Annotated in this window: 18 protein-coding genes; 5 read left to right on the top strand and 13 right to left on the bottom strand. The window is 69.2% G+C overall.

What is annotated here, in order from left to right:
• Nucleotides 1-21 precede the first annotated feature (21 nt).
• A complete protein-coding gene (locus FOB47_RS15495; RefSeq protein ID WP_174781479.1) occupies nucleotides 22-1,794 on the top strand; it encodes an acetate--CoA ligase in 1,773 nt (590 codons plus the stop codon).
• On the opposite strand, the gene FOB47_RS15490 is transcribed toward FOB47_RS15495, so the two are convergent.
• Nucleotides 1,791-2,675, bottom strand: a complete 885-nt coding sequence (locus FOB47_RS15490; RefSeq protein WP_174781478.1) for a ferritin-like domain-containing protein — start codon at nucleotides 2,673-2,675, stop codon at nucleotides 1,791-1,793. The genes FOB47_RS15495 and FOB47_RS15490 overlap by 4 nt on opposite strands.
• A gap of 208 nt (nucleotides 2,676-2,883) precedes the next feature.
• Here FOB47_RS15490 and FOB47_RS15485 point away from each other — a divergent pair, with 208 nt between their 5' ends.
• The 3 genes from FOB47_RS15485 (at nucleotide 2,884) to FOB47_RS15475 (ending at nucleotide 5,106) form a co-directional block, all read left to right on the top strand.
• The gene (locus FOB47_RS15485; RefSeq protein WP_174781477.1) at nucleotides 2,884-3,408 is read left to right on the top strand and encodes a gamma carbonic anhydrase family protein; all 525 of its coding nucleotides are present in this window, start codon (nucleotides 2,884-2,886) and stop codon (nucleotides 3,406-3,408) included.
• 35 nt (nucleotides 3,409-3,443) lie between these two features.
• On the top strand, nucleotides 3,444-4,472 hold the full coding sequence (gene hslO / locus FOB47_RS15480) for an Hsp33 family molecular chaperone HslO (protein WP_174781476.1): 1,029 nt from the start codon (nucleotides 3,444-3,446) through the stop codon (nucleotides 4,470-4,472).
• A 226-nt stretch (nucleotides 4,473-4,698) separates the two neighbouring features.
• Entirely contained in the window at nucleotides 4,699-5,106 is a 408-nt protein-coding gene (locus tag FOB47_RS15475; RefSeq protein WP_174781475.1) for a hypothetical protein, read from the top strand.
• 144 nt (nucleotides 5,107-5,250) lie between these two features.
• Here the strand turns inward: FOB47_RS15475 and ftsB are convergent, their stop codons facing one another.
• From ftsB to edd, 11 genes are all read right to left on the bottom strand, one after another.
• Entirely contained in the window at nucleotides 5,251-5,592 is a 342-nt protein-coding gene (gene ftsB, locus FOB47_RS15470; RefSeq protein ID WP_053821521.1) for a cell division protein FtsB, read from the bottom strand.
• Between the two features lie 91 nt (nucleotides 5,593-5,683).
• Nucleotides 5,684-6,973 (bottom strand): phosphopyruvate hydratase, encoded by a 1,290-nt coding sequence (gene eno, locus FOB47_RS15465; RefSeq protein WP_006576077.1) that lies wholly within the window; start codon nucleotides 6,971-6,973, stop codon nucleotides 5,684-5,686.
• Between the two features lie 130 nt (nucleotides 6,974-7,103).
• Nucleotides 7,104-7,394 (bottom strand): DUF1330 domain-containing protein, encoded by a 291-nt coding sequence (locus tag FOB47_RS15460; protein WP_053821520.1) that lies wholly within the window; start codon nucleotides 7,392-7,394, stop codon nucleotides 7,104-7,106.
• Nucleotides 7,395-7,522: 128 nt separating this feature from the next.
• On the bottom strand, nucleotides 7,523-8,392 hold the full coding sequence (gene kdsA, locus FOB47_RS15455) for a 3-deoxy-8-phosphooctulonate synthase (protein WP_053821519.1): 870 nt from the start codon (nucleotides 8,390-8,392) through the stop codon (nucleotides 7,523-7,525).
• A 25-nt stretch (nucleotides 8,393-8,417) separates the two neighbouring features.
• Nucleotides 8,418-10,073, bottom strand: a complete 1,656-nt coding sequence (locus FOB47_RS15450; RefSeq protein WP_053821518.1) for a CTP synthase — start codon at nucleotides 10,071-10,073, stop codon at nucleotides 8,418-8,420.
• A gap of 136 nt (nucleotides 10,074-10,209) precedes the next feature.
• On the bottom strand, nucleotides 10,210-11,031 hold the full coding sequence (locus FOB47_RS15445; RefSeq protein ID WP_174781474.1) for a proteasome-type protease: 822 nt from the start codon (nucleotides 11,029-11,031) through the stop codon (nucleotides 10,210-10,212).
• Between the two features lie 99 nt (nucleotides 11,032-11,130).
• Nucleotides 11,131-11,949, bottom strand: coding sequence for a transglutaminase family protein (locus FOB47_RS15440; RefSeq protein WP_053821516.1), 819 nt, complete (start codon nucleotides 11,947-11,949; stop codon nucleotides 11,131-11,133).
• 31 nt (nucleotides 11,950-11,980) lie between these two features.
• Complete coding sequence (locus tag FOB47_RS15435) at nucleotides 11,981-12,934, bottom strand: alpha-E domain-containing protein (RefSeq protein ID WP_053821515.1); 954 nt, start codon at nucleotides 12,932-12,934, stop codon at nucleotides 11,981-11,983.
• A gap of 72 nt (nucleotides 12,935-13,006) precedes the next feature.
• Nucleotides 13,007-14,479 carry a circularly permuted type 2 ATP-grasp protein gene (locus tag FOB47_RS15430; protein WP_174781473.1) on the bottom strand — a complete coding sequence of 491 codons (1,473 nt, stop codon included), beginning with the start codon at nucleotides 14,477-14,479 and terminating at the stop codon, nucleotides 13,007-13,009.
• A gap of 232 nt (nucleotides 14,480-14,711) precedes the next feature.
• Nucleotides 14,712-15,221, bottom strand: a complete 510-nt coding sequence (locus FOB47_RS15425) for a gluconokinase (RefSeq protein ID WP_053821514.1) — start codon at nucleotides 15,219-15,221, stop codon at nucleotides 14,712-14,714.
• A 212-nt stretch (nucleotides 15,222-15,433) separates the two neighbouring features.
• Nucleotides 15,434-17,296 carry a phosphogluconate dehydratase gene (edd, locus tag FOB47_RS15420; RefSeq protein ID WP_174781472.1) on the bottom strand — a complete coding sequence of 621 codons (1,863 nt, stop codon included), beginning with the start codon at nucleotides 17,294-17,296 and terminating at the stop codon, nucleotides 15,434-15,436.
• Between the two features lie 293 nt (nucleotides 17,297-17,589).
• On the opposite strand from edd, the gene FOB47_RS15415 reads away from it, so the two are divergent.
• Nucleotides 17,590-18,573, top strand: coding sequence for a MurR/RpiR family transcriptional regulator (locus FOB47_RS15415; protein ID WP_174781471.1), 984 nt, complete (start codon nucleotides 17,590-17,592; stop codon nucleotides 18,571-18,573).
• Between the two features lie 11 nt (nucleotides 18,574-18,584).
• Here FOB47_RS15415 and FOB47_RS15410 read toward each other — a convergent pair whose 3' ends face one another.
• The gene (locus tag FOB47_RS15410; protein WP_174781470.1) at nucleotides 18,585-21,098 is read right to left on the bottom strand and encodes a DNA internalization-related competence protein ComEC/Rec2; all 2,514 of its coding nucleotides are present in this window, start codon (nucleotides 21,096-21,098) and stop codon (nucleotides 18,585-18,587) included.
• Nucleotides 21,099-21,204 lie beyond the last annotated feature (106 nt).

The following is a 21,204-nucleotide window of genomic DNA, read 5'->3' as shown; positions in this document are numbered from 1 at the left end:
AAGAAAAGAACGGAGACCACCATGGCCGCATCCTCGCTGCCGGACAGCCGGCGCGACGACTATCCCGCGCTCTACCGCGACTTCCGCTGGCACGTTCCCGAGTACTTCAATCTGGCCGAAGCCTGCTGCGGCCGCTGGGCGCGCGACCCCGCCACGCGCGACCGCATCGCCGTCCATACCGAGCACGAGGACGGGCGGCGCGCCGCGCATCGCTACGGCGAAATCCAGCGCGATGCCAACCGGCTGTCGCACGCGCTGCGCCAGCTCGGGGTTCGGCGCGGCGACCGCGTCGCGATCGTGATGCCGCAGCGGATCGAGACCGTGGTCGCCCACATGGCGGTCTACCAGCTCGGCGCGATCGCGATGCCGCTGTCGATGCTGTTCGGCCCCGAGGCGCTGGGCTATCGGCTGCAGCACAGCGAGGCCTGCGTGGCGATCGCCGACGAGACCTCGATCGACAACCTGCTGGCCGCGCGCGGCGACTGCCCGGCGCTGCATGCCGTGATCGCCGTCGGCGACGCGGCGGGCCGGGGCGACCGCGATTGGGATGCGGCGCTGGCGGACCAGGCCGACGAATTCTCCGCCGAGCGCACCAAGGCCGACGAGGCGGCGGTGCTGATCTACACCAGCGGCACCACCGGCCCGCCCAAGGGCGCGCTGCTGCCCCACCGCGCGCTGATCGGCAACCTGACCGGCTTCGTCTGCTCGCAGAACTGGTACCCGCGCGAGGACGATGTGTTCTGGAGCCCCGCCGACTGGGCCTGGACCGGCGGGCTGTGGGACGCGCTGATGCCGGCGCTGTATTTCGGCAAGCCGATCGTCGGCTATCAGGGCCGCTTCTCGCCCGAGGTCGCCTTCGGCCTGATGGAGCGCTACCGCGTCACCAACACCTTCCTGTTCCCGACCGCGCTCAAGCAGATGATGAAGGCCTGCCCGGCCCCGCGCGAGCGCTACGACCTGCGGCTGCGCGCGCTGATGAGCGCGGGCGAGGCGGTCGGCCAGACGGTGTTCGACTGGTGCCGCGAGGCCTTCGGCGTGATCGTCAACGAGATGTTCGGCCAGACCGAGATCAACTACATCGTCGGCAACTGCACCGCGCAATACGACGACGACCAGCTCGGCTGGCCGGCGCGGCCGGGGTCGATGGGCCGGCCCTATCCGGGCCACCGTGTCGCCGTGGTCGACGACGAAGGCCGCCCCTGCCGGCCCGGCGAGGACGGCGAGGTGGCGGTCTGCACCACCGACCTCCACGGCCATCCCGATCCGGTGTTCTTCCTTGGCTACTGGAAGAACGAGGCCGCCACCGAGGGCAAATTCCTCGAGCACGATGGCCTGCGCTGGTGCCGCACCGGCGACCTCGCGCGCGTCGATGAGGACGGCTATCTGTGGTACCAGGGGCGTGCCGACGACGTCTTCAAGTCCTCGGGCTACCGGATCGGACCCAGCGAGATCGAGAACTGCCTGCTCAAGCATCCGGCGGTGTCGAACTGCGCGGTGGTGCCGTCGCCGGACCCCGAGCGCGGCGCCATCGTCAAGGCCTTCATCGTGCTGACCCCGGGCATGCCGCGCTCGGCCGAGGCCGAGGCCGCGCTGGTCGCCGAATTGCAGCAGCATGTGCGCGGGCAGCTGGCGCCGTACGAGTACCCGAAGGCGATCGCCTTCATCGACCAGCTGCCGATGACCACCACCGGCAAGATCCAGCGCCGCGTACTGCGGCTGCAGGAGGAAGAGGCGGCGCGGCAGCGTGCGAACGGCGGCCAACGCGCCGAGACCGCTGCCGTCGGCAACGGCTAGCCGGCGCTGCCGGTCAGCCAGGCCAGCTCGTCCTCGTCGAAGCCGGCCGCGCGGCGCGCCGGCAGATTGAACGGCGGCCGCAGCCGCGGCGCCTGGTGGCGCTCGGCCAGCTCGGCGTAGGTAGCCACCGGGTCCAGGCCCCGCTCGGCGCACAGCCAGCGATACCACCGGTTGCCGATCGCGACGTGGCCGACCTCGTCGCGCAGGATGATGTCGATGATGGCCGCCGCCTCGGCATCGCCGGCGTCGGCCAGCCGGGTGCGGACCACCGGAGAGGCATCGAGCCCGCGCGCCTCCAGCGTGCGCGGCACCAGCGCCATGCGCGCCAGCACGTCGCCGGCGGTGCGGTCCGCCATTTCCCACAGGCTGTTGTGCGCCGGGAAATCGCCGTAGGCGAAGCCCAGCTGGCGCAGGTGCGCGGCCAGCAGCGTGAAATGCAGCGCCTCCTCGTCGGCGACCTGCAGCCAGTCCCGGTAATACGCCGCCGGCATGCCGGCGAAGCGCCAGACCGCATCGAGCGCCAGATTGATCGCGTTGAATTCGATATGCGCCAGCGCGTGGATCAGCACCGCGCGTCCCGCCGGGCTCTGCAGCGAGCCGCGCCGCTCGACCTTCTGCGGCGGCACCAGCTCCGGGCGCGCCGGGCGCCCGGGCACCGGGACGGCGGCTTCGAGCATCAGGCCGGCCCCGATGGCGTCATCGTCCGCGTCCAGTGCGGCGGCGCGCAACGCGCGGGCCGCGGCCGCCTTGGCGGCGGGATCGGGCTCGGCCAGCACGGCGAGCGCGCGCTGGCGCAGAGAAAGCGGCGAAGAGGTCGCACCTGGGTCGTTCGGCGCCGCGATATCGCGGTTCGGGGCGGGTTCGGCAGCGTAGGCGGGCATGGGCGTAAAATCCGGTCTGCCGCCATTGTAGAGCCCCGCCGGCAGCGGCCGGCCGCACGGCCCACGGCCGTCCACGGGCACCGCCGCGGCGCCTGCGCCCTGCCTTGCCGGTCGTGCGGCCCGGCAAGCGCTGCAACGGCACGCTGTCACGCCCTTTAAGGCACGGCCGCCATCCCCATCTAGAAACGAACCCCGTACAGGAGACCTCATGTCGCTTTACCAGCTCGGCGATACCGCCCCTTCCATCGATGCCGACGCCTACGTGGCCGCGGAAGCCACCGTGATCGGCAACGTGACGCTCAAGGCGCGAGCCAGCGTCTGGCCGGGCGCGGTGATCCGGGGCGACAACGAACCGATCGTCGTCGGCGAAGCGACCAACGTCCAGGAAGGCGCCGTGCTGCATACCGACCCGGGCTGCCCGCTGACGATCGGCGACCGCGTCACCATCGGCCACCAGGCCATGCTGCACGGCTGCACGATCGGCGAAGGCGCGCTGATCGGCATTCAGGCGGTGGTGCTGAACCGCGCGGTGATCGGCAAGGAATGCCTGGTCGGCGCCGGCGCCATCGTCACCGAAGGCAAGGTGTTCCCCGATCGCACGCTGATCCTGGGCGCCCCGGCCAAGGCGGTACGCGAACTGAGCGACGAGGAAGTGGCGGGCCTGTACCGCAACACCGACACGTATGCGGCACGCCAGGCCGTCTACAGGAAGGAATTGAAACGCATCGGCTGAGCCCAAGCGCCAGCCGATCCCACCGATGGATGATCGTGACTGAAACCCAAACCCCGGACACCCTGCAGAAATTCCTGTTCGACGCCGCCCCGGTGCGCGGCGAGCTGGTGCGGCTGCAATCGACCTGGCAGGAAGCGCTGGAGCGCCATCACTATCCGGCGCCGGTGCGCCGCCTGCTCGGCGAGATGATGGCCGCCGCGGCGCTGCTGTCGGCCAACCTGAAGTTCAACGGCGCGCTGGTGATGCAGCTGCATGGCGACGGACCGGTGCGGATGCTGGTGGTCGAATGCCTGTCCGACCTGTCGCTGCGCGGCACCGCCAAGCTGGCCGAAGGCGTCGAGATCGCCGACGATGCCACGCTGGCCGAGCTGGTCAACGTGCATGGCCAGGGACGCTTTGCCATCACGCTGGACCCGCACGACAAGCTGCCTGGCCAGCAACCTTACCAGGGCATCGTGCCGCTGGCCGACGCCCACGAACCGCTGGGCTCGATCAGCGCCGTGCTCGAGCACTATATGCAGGCTTCGGAGCAGCTCGACACGCGGCTGTGGCTGGCCGCCGACGACCGCGTCGCGGCCGGCATGCTGCTGCAGAAGCTGCCGTCCTACGGCGGCACGATGGAAGGCAGGCCCGGCCGCCCGCCCGCCCAGGTCGGCGAAACCGGCGCGCCGCTGTCGGCTCACGGCCGCGCCCAGGATCTCGATACCTGGGACCGGGCCTGCCAGCTCGGCGCCACGCTGAAGACCGAGGAACTGCTGGCCGAGCAACCCGATACGCTGCTGCGGCGGCTGTTCTGGGAGGATCTGCAGGACGCTGGGCTGCGCGTGTTCGAACCCGGTACGCCGCATTTCCGCTGCTCGTGCTCGCGCACCAAGGTCGCCAACATGCTGCAGTCGCTGGGCCAGGCCGAGGTCGACGACATCGTCGCCGAGCGCGGTTCGGTCGAGATTCATTGCGACTTCTGCGGCCAGCAGTACCGCTTCGACCCGGTCGACTGCGCGCAGTTGTTCAGCGGCGCCGCGATGCCGGCGGGTGTCGGCGAGGGCGCGGGGCATCGGCACTGAGTGCGAGGACGGTGTTCTCCCTCTCCCCTCAGGGGAGAGGGTTGGGGAGAGGGAGCCGTTTCAGGCCCAGGTGCCATATTGACCGCCGTTGCCCTCCCCCTACCTCTCCCGCAAGCGGACAGGGGAAACCCCCCGCCAGCGCGCTGCCATCGCAAACTTTGCGCGCTCACTAAAATCAAAGTCACCAAAGTCTTGCCCGCTCTCCCCGCACCGCCTGGAGGTCATCATGCCGGCCATCCCTTCGTCGATCCGTGTTGCATTGCTGGCCGCGCCGCTGATGCTGGCCGCGGGGTGCGCCGCCAATCTGCCGCGCGACGTCAACGGTTCGCCGCCGACCGCCCGGCTGGCGCCCGATAGCGGCTCGCGCGCACCCGCCGCACCGCTGAGCCCGGAGGAACGCAAGCGGCTGGACGCGCTGAACAAGCAGGTACTGCGCGAGCAGGAAGCCGCGATCGCGCGCGACCAGCAGGCGCAGGCATGGGCGCGCGCGTCGACCTACGCCTATCCGGCGTATCCGCTGTCGAGCTGGAGCCTGTACTACGGAGGATGGGGCCGCGGCCGCTGGGGCGGCGGCGTCAGCATCGGGTCGCCCGGCTATTGGGGCTGGGGCGGCTATCCGTACTGGTGGTGGTGAAGCGCTGGCCGTGAAGCGGGCCGTGGTGAAGCGGCCCTGGTGACGCGGGCGCCGGTGAAACGGCTGGATGCGAAGGCCGAGCCCGCGAGAGCCTGCTGCTCGGTGGCCCGCTCCGGGGCCGCTCAATGGCCGCTCCGGGGCCGCTCAGTGCCCGCCGGAACCCGGCTTGGTCGCCGGAGGCGGCGGCAGCGGCGGCGTGGCGCTGACCTTGGGGGCCGGCGCGACGAACTGGATGAACACCTCGCCGTCCTTGACCATGCCGAGCTCGTAGCGCGCCCGTTCCTCGACCGCGCCGGTGCCGTCCTGCAGGTCCAGCACCTCGCCCTCGAGCTTGGCGTTGCGGCGCTTGAGCTGTTCGTTGCGGGCGGTCTGTTCACCGACCTGCTTGTTCAATTCCCACACGCGCAACCAGCCGCCCTTGCCCAGCCACAGGGGATACTGGATCGCGAGCAGCACCACGAACAACAGCAGCGTAATCAGGCGCATGGGCAATGAGAAATCGGACGACTTGGCGGTGGCGGCGGGGGCGCAAGAGGCGCGGCGGCCGGGGCCGCCGCACACCCGCCGACTCCCGGGCTTAGCGCAGATTGTAGAACGCGCTCTTGCCGGGGTAGCTGGCGATATCGCCCAGGTCTTCCTCGATGCGCAGCAGCTGGTTGTACTTGGCGATACGGTCCGAACGCGACAGCGAGCCGGTCTTGATCTGGCCGGCGTTGGTGCCCACCGCGATATCGGCGATGGTGCTGTCCTCGGTCTCGCCCGAACGGTGCGAGATCACGGCGGTGTAGCCGGCGCGCTTGGCCATCTCGATCGCGGCGAAGGTCTCGGTCAGCGTGCCGATCTGGTTGATCTTGATCAGGATCGAGTTGCCGATGCCCTTCTCGATGCCTTCCTTCAGGATCTTGGTGTTGGTGACGAACAGGTCATCGCCGACCAGCTGCACGCGCTTGCCGAGCTTGTCGGTCAGCACCTTCCAGCCGTCCCAGTCGCCTTCGGCCATGCCGTCCTCGATCGACACGATCGGGAACTTGTCGCACAGATTGGCCAGGTAGTCGGCCCACTGGGTCGAATTGAGCGTCAGGCCTTCGCCTTCGAGGTGATACAGGTCCTCGCCTTCGCGGAAGAACTCGCTCGAGGCGCAGTCCAGAGCCAGCAGCACGTCCTCGCCGGCGCGGTAGCCGGCCTTCTCGATCGCCTGCAGGATCGTGTTCAGGCATTCCTCGTTCGAGGCGAAGTTCGGCGCGAAGCCGCCTTCGTCGCCGACCGCGGTCGACATGCCCTTGTCGGCCAGGATCTTCTTCAGCGCGTGGAACACCTCGGCACCGCAGCGCAGCGCTTCACGGAAGCTCTTCTGCGACACCGGCATGATCATGAATTCCTGGATGTCCAGGCTGTTGTTGGCGTGTGCGCCGCCGTTGACGATGTTCATCATCGGCACCGGCATCTGCATCGCGCCCGAACCGCCGAAGTAGCGGTACAGCGGCAGGCCGGCCTCCTCGGCGGCGGCCTTGGCGACCGCCATCGACACGGCCAGCATCGCGTTGGCGCCCAGGCGGCTCTTGTTCTCGGTGCCGTCCAGATCGATCAGCGTGCGGTCCAGGAAGGCCTGCTCGGAGGCGTCCAGGCCCATGATCGCTTCGGAGATCTCGGTGTTGATGTGCTCGACGGCCTTCAGCACGCCCTTGCCCAGGTAACGCGACTTGTCGCCATCGCGCAGTTCGATCGCCTCGCGCGAGCCGGTCGACGCGCCCGACGGCACCGCGGCGCGGCCCATCACGCCCGATTCGAGCAGAACGTCGCATTCGACGGTCGGGTTGCCGCGCGAGTCGAGAACCTCGCGACCGATGATATCTACGATTGCACTCATGGATTCCTCTTGATCTAGATCTGATGAAGCTTGGGTCCGTGCACTGCGACTGTGCACCGCGTCTGGTATCGCGCTGCCGAGCCGCGTGCTCCGGATGGAAACCCGCGTCCGGCAACGCGCCGGTCGAAGCTCAAACGCCCTCGACCACGATCATGTTCATCCGGGCCGCATGCTCGCGCGCCTTGCGGGCCGCGCGGTAGGTCTCGCCGTCGTGGAAGGCCTGGGCCGCCTCGACGCTGGGGAATTTCAGCAGCACCACGCGCGTCGGCGCCCAATCGCCTTCGAGCGGGACCGTGCGGCCGCCGCGCACCAGCACCTCGGCGCCGTGCTCCTGCATGGCCTTGCTGGACAGGACCTTGTACTGCTCGTACTGCTGCGGATCAGTGACGTCGACGTAGGCGATGATGTAGCCGGCGGCCATGCGTATCTCCAGGATGAATCTTATGGTTGTCAACGTTGCCGCCGGATGACGGCGGCAACGTGCGGAATCGGTGATCGGCGAGAAAGCCGTTGCAGCTGACGATGGGCGGCTGGCGGTTGCGCAGGCGCTCAGGCGCAGGCCGGCCAGCCGAAATTGTCTTCGAGGAAGCCGGCGCGCTTGGTCAGCGCGTCCAGATCCTTCAGCACTGCCAGCAGTTCGCGCATGCGCGACAGCGGCACGGCATTGGGGCCGTCGGACATCGCCTTGCTCGGATCCGGGTGGGTCTCCATGAACAGGCCTGCGATGCCGACCGCCACCGCGGCGCGCGCCAGCACGGGCACGAACTCGCGCTGGCCGCCCGAGCTGGTGCCCTGCCCGCCCGGCAGTTGCACCGAGTGGGTCGCGTCGAACACCACCGGCGCGCCGGTCTCGCGCATGATCGCCAGCGAACGCATGTCGGACACCAGGTTGTTATAGCCGAACGACACGCCGCGCTCGCAGGCCATGAAGCTGTCCTCGGGCAGGCCGGCTTCGCGCGCGGCGTCGCGGGCCTTGTCGATGACGTTCTTCATGTCGCCCGGGGCCAGGAACTGCCCCTTCTTGATATTGACCGGCTTGCCGCTCTGCGCGCAGGCGCGGATAAAATCGGTCTGCCGGCACAGGAAGGCCGGCGTCTGCAGCACGTCGACCACCGCCGCCACCGGCGCGATCTCGTCGATCTCGTGGATGTCGGTCAGCACCGGCACGCCGATCTCGCGCTTGACGGTGGCCAGGATCTCCAGCCCCTTCTCCATGCCCAGTCCGCGGAAGGACTTGCCCGACGAGCGGTTTGCCTTGTCGAACGAGGACTTGTAGATGAAGGGAATGCCGAGCTCGCCGGTGATCGCCTTCAGCTGCCCCGCCGTATCGAGGGCCATCTGCTCCGACTCGATCACGCAGGGACCGGCGATCAGAAAGAACGGCCGGTCCAGGCCGACGTCGAATCCACACAATTTCATCTTGCTCTCCTGCTATGCGGCCGCTTCAGGCGCCCTTGCGCCGCTGCTGGCCAGCCAGCGCGGCTTCGACGTAGGCCTTGAACAGCGGATGGCCCGCGCGCGGCGTCGAAGTGAATTCGGGGTGGAACTGCACGCCGACGAACCACGGGTGCATCTGCGCCGGCAGCTCCATCATCTCGGGCAGGTTCTCGGTCGGTGTGCGGGCCGAGATCACCATGCCGGCCTGCTCCAGCTGCGGCACATAGTGATTGTTGACCTCGTAGCGATGGCGATGCCGCTCGTTGACCTCGGCGCCGTAGATCTGCGCGGCCTTGGTGTCCGGCTTGACGGGCACGCGTTGCGCGCCCAGGCGCATCGTGCCGCCCAGGTCGGAATCGGCCGAGCGCTGCTCGACCTTGCCGTCGCGGTCGACCCATTCGGTGATCAGCGCCACCACCGGGTGTTCGGTTTCCAGGCTGAATTCGGTCGAATTGGCGTCGCGCATGCCGGCCACATGGCGGGCGAACTCGATCACCGCCAGCTGCATGCCCAGGCAGATGCCCAGGTATGGCACCTTGTTCTCGCGGGCGTACTGGATCGCGCGGATCTTGCCCTCGGTGCCGCGCTTGCCGAAGCCGCCGGGCACCAGGATCGCGTCCAGGGGCTTGAGCACTTCCAGGTGGCCCGATTCCAGTTCTTCGGAATCGATGTATTCGATATTGACGCGCGTCGCGGTATGCATGCCCGCGTGGCGCAGCGCCTCGATCAGCGACTTGTACGACTCGGTCAGGTCGACATACTTGCCGACCATGCCGATCGTCACTTCGTGCTCGGGGTTTTCCTGCGCGTTGACCAGCTTCTGCCACATCGACAGGTCGGCCGGCTTGGGATCGAGGCGCAGTTCCTCGCAGATCAGGCGGTCCAGGCCCTGCTCGTTGAGCATCTGCGGAATCTTGTAGATGCTGTCGACATCCCACACCGAGATCACCGCTTCCTGCGGGATATTGGCGAACAGCGAGATCTTGGCGCGTTCGTCGTCCGGGATCGGCCGGTCGGCACGGCACAGCAGCGCGGTCGGCGAGATGCCGATTTCGCGCAGCTTCTGCACCGAGTGCTGGGTGGGCTTGGTCTTGAGCTCGCCGGCGCTGGCGATGAACGGCACCAGCGTCAGATGGACGAAGGCCGCGTGGTTGCGCCCCATGCGCAGGCTCATCTGGCGGGCGGCCTCGAGGAACGGCAGCGATTCGATGTCACCGACGGTACCGCCGATCTCGACCAGCGCCACGTCGGCCTTGCCTTCGTGCGACGCGGCCGCGCCCTTCTCGATGAAGGCCTGGATCTCGTTGGTGATATGCGGAATCACCTGCACGGTCTTGCCCAGGTATTCGCCGCGCCGCTCCTTGCGGATCACCGATTCGTAGATCTGCCCCGTGGTGAAGTTGTTCGACTTGCGCATCTTGGCCGAGACGAAGCGCTCGTAGTGGCCAAGATCGAGGTCGGTCTCCGCGCCGTCTTCCGTGACGAATACTTCGCCATGCTGGAAGGGGCTCATCGTGCCGGGGTCGACGTTGATGTAGGGATCGAGCTTGAGGAGGGTGACTTTGAGGCCGCGCGACTCGAGAATAGCCGCGAGCGAGGCGGCAGCGATGCCCTTGCCGAGGGAAGAGACGACGCCACCGGTGACGAAGACGAATTTGGTCATAAACCGAGCTTGCCGGGGAAATCGGGATTATACATGAGCGGGGCCGGATGGACCGGCGGAATCGGCGTGCCGGACTGTGCGCTCGCGTGTCGTTTCGGCGGCGGACCGGGCCTTGCACGAGGCGCCGCCATCCCGTTCACTGCGGTTCGCGCGGACGATCGCGCGGGGCCCGCACCGGCTGTCCCCAGCGGTCGCCCTCGCCCTGCCGCGTCAGCGGATGTTCGGCCGGGGCCGCGGCGTCCCACTCCGGATTGTCGATCTCTCCGAACACCTGACGCAGGCGCTGGCCCCAGGTCTCGCGGATCATGCAGAAATAGGGATTGCGCTCGTCGATGGTGGCAAAGCGCGTGACGTGCAGCGAATCGGCCTCGTAGACCAGCAGGTCCAGCGGCAGCCCCACCGAGATATTGGACTTGAGCGTCGAGTCCATCGAGATCAGCGCGCACTTGGCTCCTTCCGCCAGCGGCAGCGACGGATGCACCACGCGGTCGATGATCGGCTTGCCGTACTTGGCCTCGCCGATCTGGAAGTAGCAGTTCTCCGGCGTTGCCTCGACGAAATTGCCGGCCGCATAGATATTGAACAGCCGCACCCGCTCGCGGCCGATCTGGCCGCCGAAGATCAGGCTGACGTTGAACTCGATGCCGGCATCGCGCAGCGCGTCGGCGTCGCGGCGATGCACCTGCCGGACCGCGTCGCCGACGATCGAGGCGGCCTCGAACATATCGCGCGCGGTCCACAGCGAGCGCTTGCCATCGCGGCTCTCCATCAGGATCTGGCGGATCGACTGGCTGATGGCCAGGTTGCCGGCGGTCATCAGCACCATGACGCGGTCGCCGGTCTCCTCGAACACCGTCATCTTGCGGGCGGTCGAGATCGCGTCGACACCCGCATTGGTGCGCGAATCGGACAGGAATACCAGGCCGGCATCGAGCCGCATGGCTACACAGTACGTCATGGCTTTGTCTTATTGTGGTGACATGGCGCGCGGCGGAACGCGCGGGAGCATCCCGGCATTCTAGCGCCCTCCTCGCGCGCGCCCTGCACCGCGGCCAGACTAGACCGGCTCGATCAGGATCTGCACCGACAGCGATTCGGTGCCGCCGCCTTCGCGCACGCCGCGGATCGGCGCCGCCGAGCGGTAGTCGCGCCCCACCGCCAGGCGGATATGGCGGGTATCGGTGAAGCAGCCGTGCGTCACGTCGATGCTGCACCAGCGCTCGCGCTCGGTGTCGACGCACAGGTCGGCCCACGCGTGGCTGGCCAGCTCGGTCGCGGCCGGGTCGTGGAAATAGCCGCTGACGTAGCGCGCCGGCACGCCGAAGGCGCGGCAGGCGGCCACCATCACCTGCGCCTGGTCCTGGCAGACGCCGGCGCCGAGCGCGAAGGCCTCGGCGGCGCTGGTGCCGACATCGGTGGCATTGGGCTGGTAGCGCACGCGTTCGCCGATGGCCTGGGCCAGCGCGAGCAGCGCGGCCGGCTCATGGCCGGCAGCCAGATACGGCGCGGCGAATGCGCTGAGCTCGGCCGGCGCGCTGGTCAGCGGCGTGCCGCTGCGAAAGTACAGCGGCGACACGCGCGCCTCGCCCGGCGGCGGCGCGTCGCTGAAGCAGCCGTCGGCATCGGCCGCGGGCGTGATCTCGACCTCGCCGCTGGCGGCGATCGTGATGGTGTCGGCCGGCCGCGCCAGCGTGAATTGATGGACGATATTGCCGAAGCCGTCGAGCGCCTCGGACAGATTGCCCGGCACCGACAGCTGCCATTGGTGCACCTGCTGCAGCGGGCCGGAGCGCGGCGCCAGCCGCAGCTCGTGAACGCTGCGGATCACCGGCTCGGTATAGCGATAAACGGTGCGATGGTGGATCTGGTATTTCACGGTCCTGTCGCGCGACGCCGGGTTCAGGCTTTCAGGCTGCCAGCGGCGGCACCAGGAAGTCCCGGCTGATGCCGCTGCCCAGATCGCCGATGCGTTCGAGAAAGCTGGTCAGGAACGCGTGCAGCCCGACCGCGAAGATGTCGTCGATGCGCGCGTATTTGAGGTCGGCATGCAGTTTACCAGCCTGCCGCTCGGTCTCGGCCGATTGCTGGTTGCGCACCAGCGCCAGGATCGCCACCACCTCGTCCATGCTCGACACCAGCGAGCGCGGCATGTCGGGACGCAGGATCAGCAGTTCGGCGACGCGCACCGGCGTGATCACCGTGCGGTAGATCTTGCGGTAGACCTCGAAGCCCGACACCGAACGCAGCACCGCGGCCCAGTGGTAGAAGTCCTGCTCGGTCCGCTCGCCGCCGCCGTTTTCGCTGCCGGTCGCCTGGAACTTGACGTCGAGGATCCGCGCGGTGTTGTCGGCGCGCTCCAGGAAGGTGCCCAGCCGCATGAAGTGGAAGGCATCGTCCTTCAGCATGGTGCCGAACTGCACGCCGCGCGCCAGGTGCGAGCGGAACTTGACCCACTCGAAGAACTGCGACGGATCGTCGCGCAGCACGCCGTCCGAGATCATCCGCTGCACGTCCAGCCACGTGGTGTTCAGCGTCTCCCACACCTCGGTGGTCAGCGAGCCGCGCACCGCCCGTGCGTTCTCGCGCGCCGCGCGCAGGCAGCTCATGATCGACGAGGGGTTGGTCATGTCGCGCACCATGAAGTCGATCACGTCCTCGCGCGACAGCAGCCCGTACTTGTGGTCGAACGCGTGCGTCAGCTCCGAGATATCGAGCATCGCCCACCAGCCCTGCTCGGCCACCTCGATCGATTGCGGCAGCAGCGAGGTCTGGTAATTGACGTCGAGCATGCGCGCGGTATTCTCGGCGCGCTCGGTGTAGCGCGCCATCCAGAACAGGTGGTCGGCGGTGCGGCTCAGCATGATGGCTCTCCGTGGTCCGGTCGAAGATCGCGGGGTCGGCAGGGCTGCCGTCGTTGTCGAAGGCTCGGCGGCTCAGCGCTCCAGCACCCAGGTGTCCTTGGTGCCGCCGCCCTGCGAGGAATTGACCACCAGCGATCCCTCGCGCAGCGCCACGCGCGTCAAGCCGCCCGGCACCATGCGCACCTCCTTGCCCGACAGCACGAACGGCCGCAGATCGATATGCCGCGGCGCGATGCCGGCCTCGACATAGGTCGGACAAGTCGACAGCGCCAGCGTCGGCTGCGCGATGTACTGATGCGGCCGCGCCTTGACCACCTCGCGGAACGCGTCGATCTCCGCGCGCGTCGCCGCCGGCCCGACCAGCATGCCGTAGCCGCCGGCGCCATGCGTTTCCTTGACCACCAGTTCGTCCATATGGTCGAGCACGTACTGCAGATCGTCCGGGCGCCGGCACATATAGGTCGGCACGTTGGCCAGCAGCGGTTCCTCGCCCAGATAGAAGCGGATCATCTCGGGGACATAGGGATAGATCGACTTGTCGTCGGCGACGCCGGTGCCGATCGCATTGCAGACCGTGACATTGCCGGCGCGATAGACCGCCAGCATGCCGGCCGCGCCCAGCGTCGAGTCGGGCCGGAACACCAGCGGATCGAGGAAGTCGTCGTCGACGCGGCGGTAGATCACGTCGACGCGCTGCGGCCCCTGCGTGGTGCGCATGTACAGATAGTCGTCCTGCACGAACAGGTCGCTGCCCTCGACCAGTTCGATGCCCATCTGCTGCGCGAGGAACGCGTGTTCGAAGTACGCGGAGTTGTACATGCCCGGCGTCAGCACCACCACGGTGGGATCGGCCATGCCCTGCGGCGACACGCTGCGCAGCATGTCGAGCAGCAGATCCGGATAGTGGGCCACCGGCGCGACGCGATTGCGGGCGAACAGCTCGGGGAACAGTCGCATCATCATCTTGCGGTTCTCGAGCATGTACGAGACGCCGGACGGCACCCGCAGATTGTCCTCGAGCACATAGAACTGGCCCTCGCCGGCGCGCACCACATCGATGCCGGCGACATGCGCGTAGATGTCGCGCGGCACGTCGATGCCCAGCATCTCGGGCCGGTACTGCGCGTTGTCGTAGACCTGCTCGGGCGGAATCACGCCAGCGCGGATGATGTCCTGACCGTGATAGATATCGTGGATGAAGCGGTTCAGCGCGGCGACGCGCTGGCGCAGCCCCCGTTCCAGCAGCGCCCATTCGCCGGCGGGAAAGATGCGCGGAATCACGTCGAACGGAATGGTGCGCTCGGTGCCGCTGTTGTCCTCGTCCTTGTCGCCATAGACGGCGAACGTGATGCCCACGCGCCGGAACACCAGATCGGCCTCCGCGCGCTTGTTGGCCATCGTCGCGTCCGACTGGCGCGCCAGCCAGTCGGCGAAATGGCGGTAGTGCGGCCGGATCGCGTCGGACGGCAAGGCCTGCCCGGCGGCGATGTTCGGCGGCGCGTCGCCGCGCCAGTCCAGCATTTCATCGAAAAACCGCGCCGCCATGATGCCCTCCCCCTGTACCGGGCGCCCGACCGGCCGCCGCGCATCGTTGACTCCTACAGCATACGTCCGGCCGCCGCCCCCGAGAAGGAAGCCAGGTGCCTTGGCAGACATTCAAGCAAGATGTCTGCCAGTGGCACCGTTGCACAAAACGGGGCGGAAAGCCGCGCCGGGACAGGAAACGGCATGGAATGGCCGGGAGCGGCGCGGGAACACGCCGCTCCGCGACACCAATTCAGTGCACCGGCTGGCTGCCGCGGACGGGCGGGCGCTCCTGCAGGATCTGGCGCACCAGTTCCTCGGGCGGCTTGCGAATATCGAGCACCAGCGCGTCGCGCGGCTCCTCCAGCGTATCGAGCTGGCTCTGCAGCAGCTTGGGATCGAAGAAGTGTCCGCTGCGGCCGGCCAGGCGGGTACGCAGCACGTCGATGTCGCCCTTCAGGTAGATGAAGCTGACCCCGCCGTCGGGTGGCGTCAGCCGGTCGCGATAGATCTGGCGCAGCGCGGAGCAGGTAAACACGTGCGGGCGGCCCTCCGCGCGGGCCTGATCGATGGCCGCACGCATCGCGTCCAACCAGGGCCAGCGGTCTTCGTCGGTCAGCGGAATGCCCGCGGCCATCTTCGCCTTGTTGGCGGCGCTGTGGAATTCATCGGCGTCATGGAAGCCGCAATGCAGCGCCTGCGCCAGCAGCGAGCCGACCGTGGTCTTGCCGCTGCCGGAGACGCCCATCAGGATATAGATCATGTCTGCTCCATCGATCAGGATCGGACGGTCGGTGCCGTCCTTGTTGGTCTGACCGCGCGCCGGCGAGTTCGCGTGCGGGCGGTCGAGGCCGGACGCCAGGTCCGGCCAACTTCGGGATTGATTCGGTATCGGATATCGCCCAGCGGGTAGCGGATAGCGCGTTCCGGATAACGGCTGCCGCAAGTACGCCCGACAGCACGACTACAGCACGACTATAGTGCGCGCGGCGCCGCCATCGCATCGGCCTCGCTGAGGTCCAGCGCGCTGCCGCCCAGCTCGGCGCCGCGCGCGTGGCGGCGGAACAGCCCGAACAGGCCGCGGCCAAGGCTGTAGTCGGCGAACCGGTCCTGCGGCGGCGCAGCGGGCACGCGCGCGGCGAACTCTGCCGGATCGCCGAGCCAGGCCAGCGTGCCGGCGACCGCATCGACCCGCAGCAGGTCGCCGTCGCGCACACGCGCCAGCGGCCCCCCTGCACTCGCTTCCGGTCCGACGTGGATCACCGCCGGCACCTTGCCGGAAGCGCCCGACATACGGCCGTCGGTAACCAGCGCGACGCGATGGCCGGCGTCCTGCAGCGCGCCCAGCGGCGGCGTCAGCCGGTGCAGCTCGGGCATGCCATTGGCGTTCGGCCCCTGGAAGCGCACCACGACGATGACGTCGCGGTCGAGCTCGCCGCGCGCGAACGCGTCCTGCAGCGCCTGCTGGGAATCGAACACGCGCGCCGGCGCCTCGACAATCCGGTGCTCGGGCGCCACCGCCGACACCTTGATCACGCCCCGCCCCAGATTGCCGGACATCAGCCGCAGCCCGCCCTCGCGATCGAAGGGCCGCGCGATCGGCGCGAGCACCTGCGGGTCTCCGCTTTGCGCCGGGGCATCGCGCCACTGCAGCGCACCGTCGTGCAGCACCGGCTCCCGCGCATAGCGCGATAGTCCCGGGCCGGCCACGGTATCGACGTCCTCGTGCAGCAGCCCGGCATCGAGCAGCTGGCGAATCACGAAGCCGACGCCGCCGGCCGCATGGAAATGGTTGACGTCGGCGGCGCCGTTCGGATAAACGCGAGCAAGCAGCGGCGTCACGCGCGACAGCCGGTCGAAGTCGTCCCAGTCGATCACGATGCCGGCCGCGCGCGCCATCGCCACCAGGTGGATCGTGTGGTTGGTCGAGCCGCCGGTGGCCAGCAGCCCGACGATGCCGTTGACGACCGCGCGTTCGTCGACGACGCGGCAGATCGGCAGATAGCCATCGCCGCGCGCCGACAGCGCCAGCGCGCGCTGCGCCGCGGCCGCCGTCAGCGCATCGCGCAGGCCGCCCTCCGGCGGCACGAAGGCCGCGCCCGGCAGATGCAGGCCCATGATTTCCATCAGCAGCTGGTTGCTGTTGGCGGTGCCGTAGAAGGTGCAGGTGCCCGCGCCGTGATAGGCCTGGCACTCGGCCTCGAGCAGCGCATCGCGGCCGACCTGGCCGGTCGCGTACAGCTGGCGCACACGCGCCTTCTCCTTGTTGGGCAGGCCGCTGGCCATTGGGCCGGCCGGCACCATCACCACCGGCAGATGGCCGAACTGCAACGCGCCCATCACCAGCCCCGGCACGATCTTGTCGCAGACGCCGAGCATCACCACCGCATCGAAGGTGTTGTGCGACAGCGCGATCGCGGTGCCCATCGCGATCGCATCGCGCGAGAACAGCGACAGCTCCATGCCAGGATTGCCCTGCGTGATGCCGTCGCACATCGCCGGCACGCCGCCGGCCACCTGTGCCACCGCCCCCGCCTCGCGCGCGGCCGCGCGAATCAGCGCGGGATAGCGCTCGTAGGGCTGGTGCGCCGACAGCATGTCGTTGTACGCGGTGACGATGCCGAGGTTCAGCGCGTGTTCGACGCGCAGCTTCAACTTGTCGGCGGCCGGCAGCGCGGCATAGCCATGGGCCAGGTTGGCGCAGGACAGCCCCTGCGCCGGCCCCTGTTCGCGTTGCGCGCGGGCGCAGCGCTCCAGATAGGCGGCGCGGCTGGCACGGCTGCGTTCGACGATGCGCTCGGTGACGTCGCGCACGGCGGGATCGAGAGTCTGTGGCATTCGGTATCGGGAGGCGAACAGGGAATCGGGCGGTTCGTTGAGCGGGATATCGGCGGATCCCGGCGAGGCAATTTGTGTAGAATTTCTACATTCTACCGGATGACAGCGCCATTCCAGAAGCCCCTTTCCGCACCGGCTCATCGATACCGACGAAAAACCCCGGCGAAAATGGCCCTCTCCTCTTCTTTCATCAGGGTTATTCCCGACTGCGGCGCACCGCGTTCGGCCCGATCATTCGGCCGGCAAAGTAGAATCTCTACATACTTCGATCCAATCCCACTCTTGCCGCCCTCATGCGCGACCGCATCCTCGCCGTCTACGACTCCCTTCGTCCCTCCGAACGCCGCCTCGCCGACTATGTCGCGCGCCACGGCGCCAGCGTGATCCGGCTGTCGATGCCGGAGCTCGCTCGCCTTGCCGGCGTGTCGCAGCCGACCATCGCACGCTTTTGCGCGGCGCTCGGCTACGACGGCTTTCGCGAGTTCAAGCTGCAGTTCGCGCAGACCGTCGGCGCCGGCACGCCGTTCGTGCACCAGGACGTCAACCCGCAGGACCGGCCGGCCGATATTGCCGGCAAGGTCTTCGACCGCACCATCGCGACATTGATGTCGGTGCGCAATGCGCTGTCGGCCGATCAGATCGAGCACGGCATCGCGCTGCTGGCCGGCGCGCGCCGCATCGAGTTCTACGGCTGCGGCAATTCCGGCATCGTCGCCCTCGACATCCAGCACAAGTTCTTCCGTCTCGGCATGCCCACCGTCGCGTACTCCGACCCGCATGTGTTCAGCATGTCGGCCGCGCTGCTGGCGCCGGGCGATGTCGCGGTGCTGGTATCGAACAGCGGCCGCACCTGGGACATGCTGACCGCCGCCACGCTGGCGCGCGGCGCGGGCGCCAGCGTGCTGGCGCTGACGCACAGCGGCTCGCCGCTGGCCGCGCTCGCCGACGTCTGCGTGTTCTCCGATGTCGAGGAGGACAGCGAGGTCTATACGCCGATGACCTCGCGCATCAGCCATCTGGTGCTTGGCGATGTGCTGGCCGCGGGCGTCGCGCTGGCACGGGCCGACACGATGGCGGGCCGCCTGCAACGCGCGAAGGCGCATCTGCGCGAACGCCGCATCGCCAGCGCCGAGCCGAGCCACGCGCTCGAGCCGCTGCCGCGCGGCAAGGTGCGCCGCAGCGCGGGTCCGGCGGCAAAAGGTGCGTCGAAGCGAGTGACTACGCCCGCGACCAAGCGTGCGGCGAGCCCGGCCGCCCGCCGCGCGGCCAAGCGGTAACCCGTACTCGGTCATTCCGGCGCATCCGGCGCCGGCCGCCAGTAGCGCCGCGCCTGCTGCCGGAACGACGCGATCGCGATGCCGTCCCGATCCGCGACGACTTCGACCGCGCCGGTGCGATCGCTGCGATAGCGCGCGATCCCGCGGCGGCCATAGCGCGCCCATACCTGCGCATGCGGATGCCGGTAGCGGTTGCGATAGCCGAGCTGGAACACCGCCGCGGCGGGCCTTACCGCGTCGAGCCATTCGTCGCTGGACGAGGTGCGGCTGCCATGGTGCGGCACCAGCAGCAGGTCGGCGCGCAGCGCATCGGGCGGCAGGCGCGCCACCATCGCCAGTTCGGCGGCGCGGTCGATATCGCCGGTCAGCAGCATCGCGGCGTAAGGACTCGAGACCCGCAGCACGCAGCTGCGCGCATTGCTGCCGATCGCCGCGTCGTCGCCCTGCCCCGGCAACGGATGCAGCAGTTCGAAGCGCACGCCGTCCCATTGCCACGCGATACCGGCCGCGCACACCTGACCGACATCGGGTCCGCCCCCGGGCGGCCACCGCCATAGCGGATGGCCACGCGGCAGCGAGCCCCACAGGCGCCGGACCGGCAGCGCGGCCATCACGTCGCGCGCACCGCCGGCATGATCGGCATCCTCGTGGCTGATCACCAGCGCATCGAGCGAATGGATGCCGACCGCGCGCAGGAACGGCACCACCACGCGTTCGCCGGCGCTGGGCCGTGGCGCGTCGGCGGGGCCATAGGCTGGCCCGGCGTCGTACAGCAGCCGATGGCCGCGGGTCTCGATCAGCACCGCGGCGCCCTGTCCGACATCGAGCGCCGTCGCGCGGAAGGCCGCGGCCGGCAGCGGCGCGCGGCCGCTCGACAGCATCGGGATCAGCAGCACCAGGCCGTGCACGCGCCAGCCCCAGCCGAAGGCGCGCGGGGCCAGCAGCACCGCCGTGCCGAGCAGCGCGAAGGCGAGCTCGACCGTGTCCGGCCGCGCCGCCTGCCAGACGGCCCAGTCCAGCGCCGCCAGCCGCACCAGCGCCGCCGCCAGCCATGCCATCGCCTGGTGCGCCAGCGCCAGCAGCGATGCGGCCGCCATCGCGATGGCGCCGCCTGCCGGCCAGTCCACGGGCCAGGCGGCCAGCAGCGCCGCGCACAACGCCAGCGGCGTCACCAGCAGGCTGACGAGCGGAATCGCCAGCGCATTGGCCAGCGGCGACACCACCGACACCTGCTGGAACAACAGCAGCGTCGGCGGCAGCAGTCCGATCGTGACGGCCCATTGCGTGCGCACCGACTCGGCCAGGTGCCGCCGCACGCCTTGCCAGCGCGCCTGCCAGACCGAACGCTGCGACGGCTCGCCGCCGGTCACGGCCACGGTTCGCTGCGACGCCGCCACGAAGATCGCGGCGACCGCGCCGAACGACAGCCAGAAGCCCGCCGCCCGCACCGCCCACGGGTCGAGCGCCAGCGCGACCGCGGCGGCCCAGGCCAGCACCAGCGAGGCCGGCGGCCGGCGCTGCCACCACAGCGCCAGCGCGGCCACGGATACCATCGCCACCGTGCGTTGCGCCGGCACCTCCATACCCGACAGCAGCCCATAGCCGAGCGCCATCGCCACGGCGACCAGCGCCGCCGCCCGCTGCGCCGGACAACGCAACGGCAGCGGCCGCCGCAGCCATCTGCCCACGCCGAACGAGCGCCGCCACAGGGCCCGTGCCAGCGCGCCCGCCAGCCCCGAGATCATCGTGATATGCAGGCCCGAGATGCTGACCAGATGGCCGATGCCGGTGCGCGTGAACCAGCGCCACTGCTCGGCGGCGATGCCGCTCTGGTCGCCGATCGCCAGCGCCACCAGCACGCCCGCCAACGGCGCCTCGGCCGGCATCGCCGCCAGCATGCGGGACCGGATCTGCGCACGCCAGCGGGCAATGCGCCAGGCCGGCCGCAGGGCCACCGGCGCTGCGGGGCGGGCCGCCAGCACGTAGCCGGTTGCGCCAATGCCCCGCTGCAGCAGCCAGTATTCGTAGTCGAAGCCATGCGGATTGGCGAGACCATGTGGCCGCTTCAGCCGTGCGGTCACCGCCAGCCGCGTGCCGGGCAGCAGATCGGGCGGCGCCTGCTGCCAGCCGAGCGACAGCAGCGGCGGCAAGCCGGCCGGCCTGTCGCCGTCGACCGTGAACGCGAAACGCAGGCCCTCGCCGTTGCCCGTCGGCAGTCCCGACACCACGCCCGTCAGCGACAGCGTGACGCCTTCGAACTGCGCCGCAAGCCGCTCGGCCAGGCGACGCTCGGCACGCCAGACGGACCATGCCGCGCCGACGATCAGCGCGGCCAGCACGGTGGCCAGCAAGCGCACATGGAGGCCGATCGAGGAAGGCCCCGGACGCCCGGCAAGCGGCGACAGCGCGATCACCACGACCAATGCGGCCAGACCGGCGGTCACGCCGATCGACGCTGGCGGCAATGCCGGCAATTGCTGCACCAGCCAGCAGCCCGCGACGAAGGCGCACAGCGTCAGGCGCATCGCGGCCCGGCAATAGCGGCGGCGGCAACAGCGGCCGCGGCAATGGCAGGAACAGCAGGCGCCGCAGAGAACGAAACGACGATAGCGGCCGCAACGACCGCACGCA

This window comes from Cupriavidus gilardii, from assembly GCF_013347325.1.
Classification (GTDB): Bacteria; Pseudomonadota; Gammaproteobacteria; order Burkholderiales; family Burkholderiaceae; genus Cupriavidus; species Cupriavidus gilardii.
Note: the sequence above shows the minus strand (reverse complement) of the source record. Positions and strands in the feature narration are given on the sequence as shown.

Bases quoted from the DNA above. Each gene is read 5' to 3' on its own strand.
- FOB47_RS15495 (WP_174781479.1), top strand. From the start codon at position 22: ATGGCCGCATCCTCGCTGCCGGACAGCCGGCGCGACGACTATCCCGCG.
- FOB47_RS15490 (WP_174781478.1), bottom strand. From the start codon at position 2,675: ATGCCCGCCTACGCTGCCGAACCCGCCCCGAACCGCGATATCGCGGCG.
- FOB47_RS15485 (WP_174781477.1), top strand. From the start codon at position 2,884: ATGTCGCTTTACCAGCTCGGCGATACCGCCCCTTCCATCGATGCCGAC.
- FOB47_RS15475 (WP_174781475.1), top strand. From the start codon at position 4,699: ATGCCGGCCATCCCTTCGTCGATCCGTGTTGCATTGCTGGCCGCGCCG.
- ftsB (WP_053821521.1), bottom strand. From the start codon at position 5,592: ATGCGCCTGATTACGCTGCTGTTGTTCGTGGTGCTGCTCGCGATCCAG.
- eno (WP_006576077.1), bottom strand. From the start codon at position 6,973: ATGAGTGCAATCGTAGATATCATCGGTCGCGAGGTTCTCGACTCGCGC.
- FOB47_RS15460 (WP_053821520.1), bottom strand. From the start codon at position 7,394: ATGGCCGCCGGCTACATCATCGCCTACGTCGACGTCACTGATCCGCAG.
- kdsA (WP_053821519.1), bottom strand. From the start codon at position 8,392: ATGAAATTGTGTGGATTCGACGTCGGCCTGGACCGGCCGTTCTTTCTG.
- FOB47_RS15450 (WP_053821518.1), bottom strand. From the start codon at position 10,073: ATGACCAAATTCGTCTTCGTCACCGGTGGCGTCGTCTCTTCCCTCGGC.
- FOB47_RS15445 (WP_174781474.1), bottom strand. From the start codon at position 11,031: ATGACGTACTGTGTAGCCATGCGGCTCGATGCCGGCCTGGTATTCCTG.
- FOB47_RS15435 (WP_053821515.1), bottom strand. From the start codon at position 12,934: ATGCTGAGCCGCACCGCCGACCACCTGTTCTGGATGGCGCGCTACACC.
- FOB47_RS15430 (WP_174781473.1), bottom strand. From the start codon at position 14,479: ATGGCGGCGCGGTTTTTCGATGAAATGCTGGACTGGCGCGGCGACGCG.
- FOB47_RS15425 (WP_053821514.1), bottom strand. From the start codon at position 15,221: ATGATCTATATCCTGATGGGCGTCTCCGGCAGCGGCAAGACCACGGTC.
- edd (WP_174781472.1), bottom strand. From the start codon at position 17,296: ATGCCACAGACTCTCGATCCCGCCGTGCGCGACGTCACCGAGCGCATC.
- FOB47_RS15415 (WP_174781471.1), top strand. From the start codon at position 17,590: ATGCGCGACCGCATCCTCGCCGTCTACGACTCCCTTCGTCCCTCCGAA.
- FOB47_RS15410 (WP_174781470.1), bottom strand. From the start codon at position 21,098: ATGCGCCTGACGCTGTGCGCCTTCGTCGCGGGCTGCTGGCTGGTGCAG.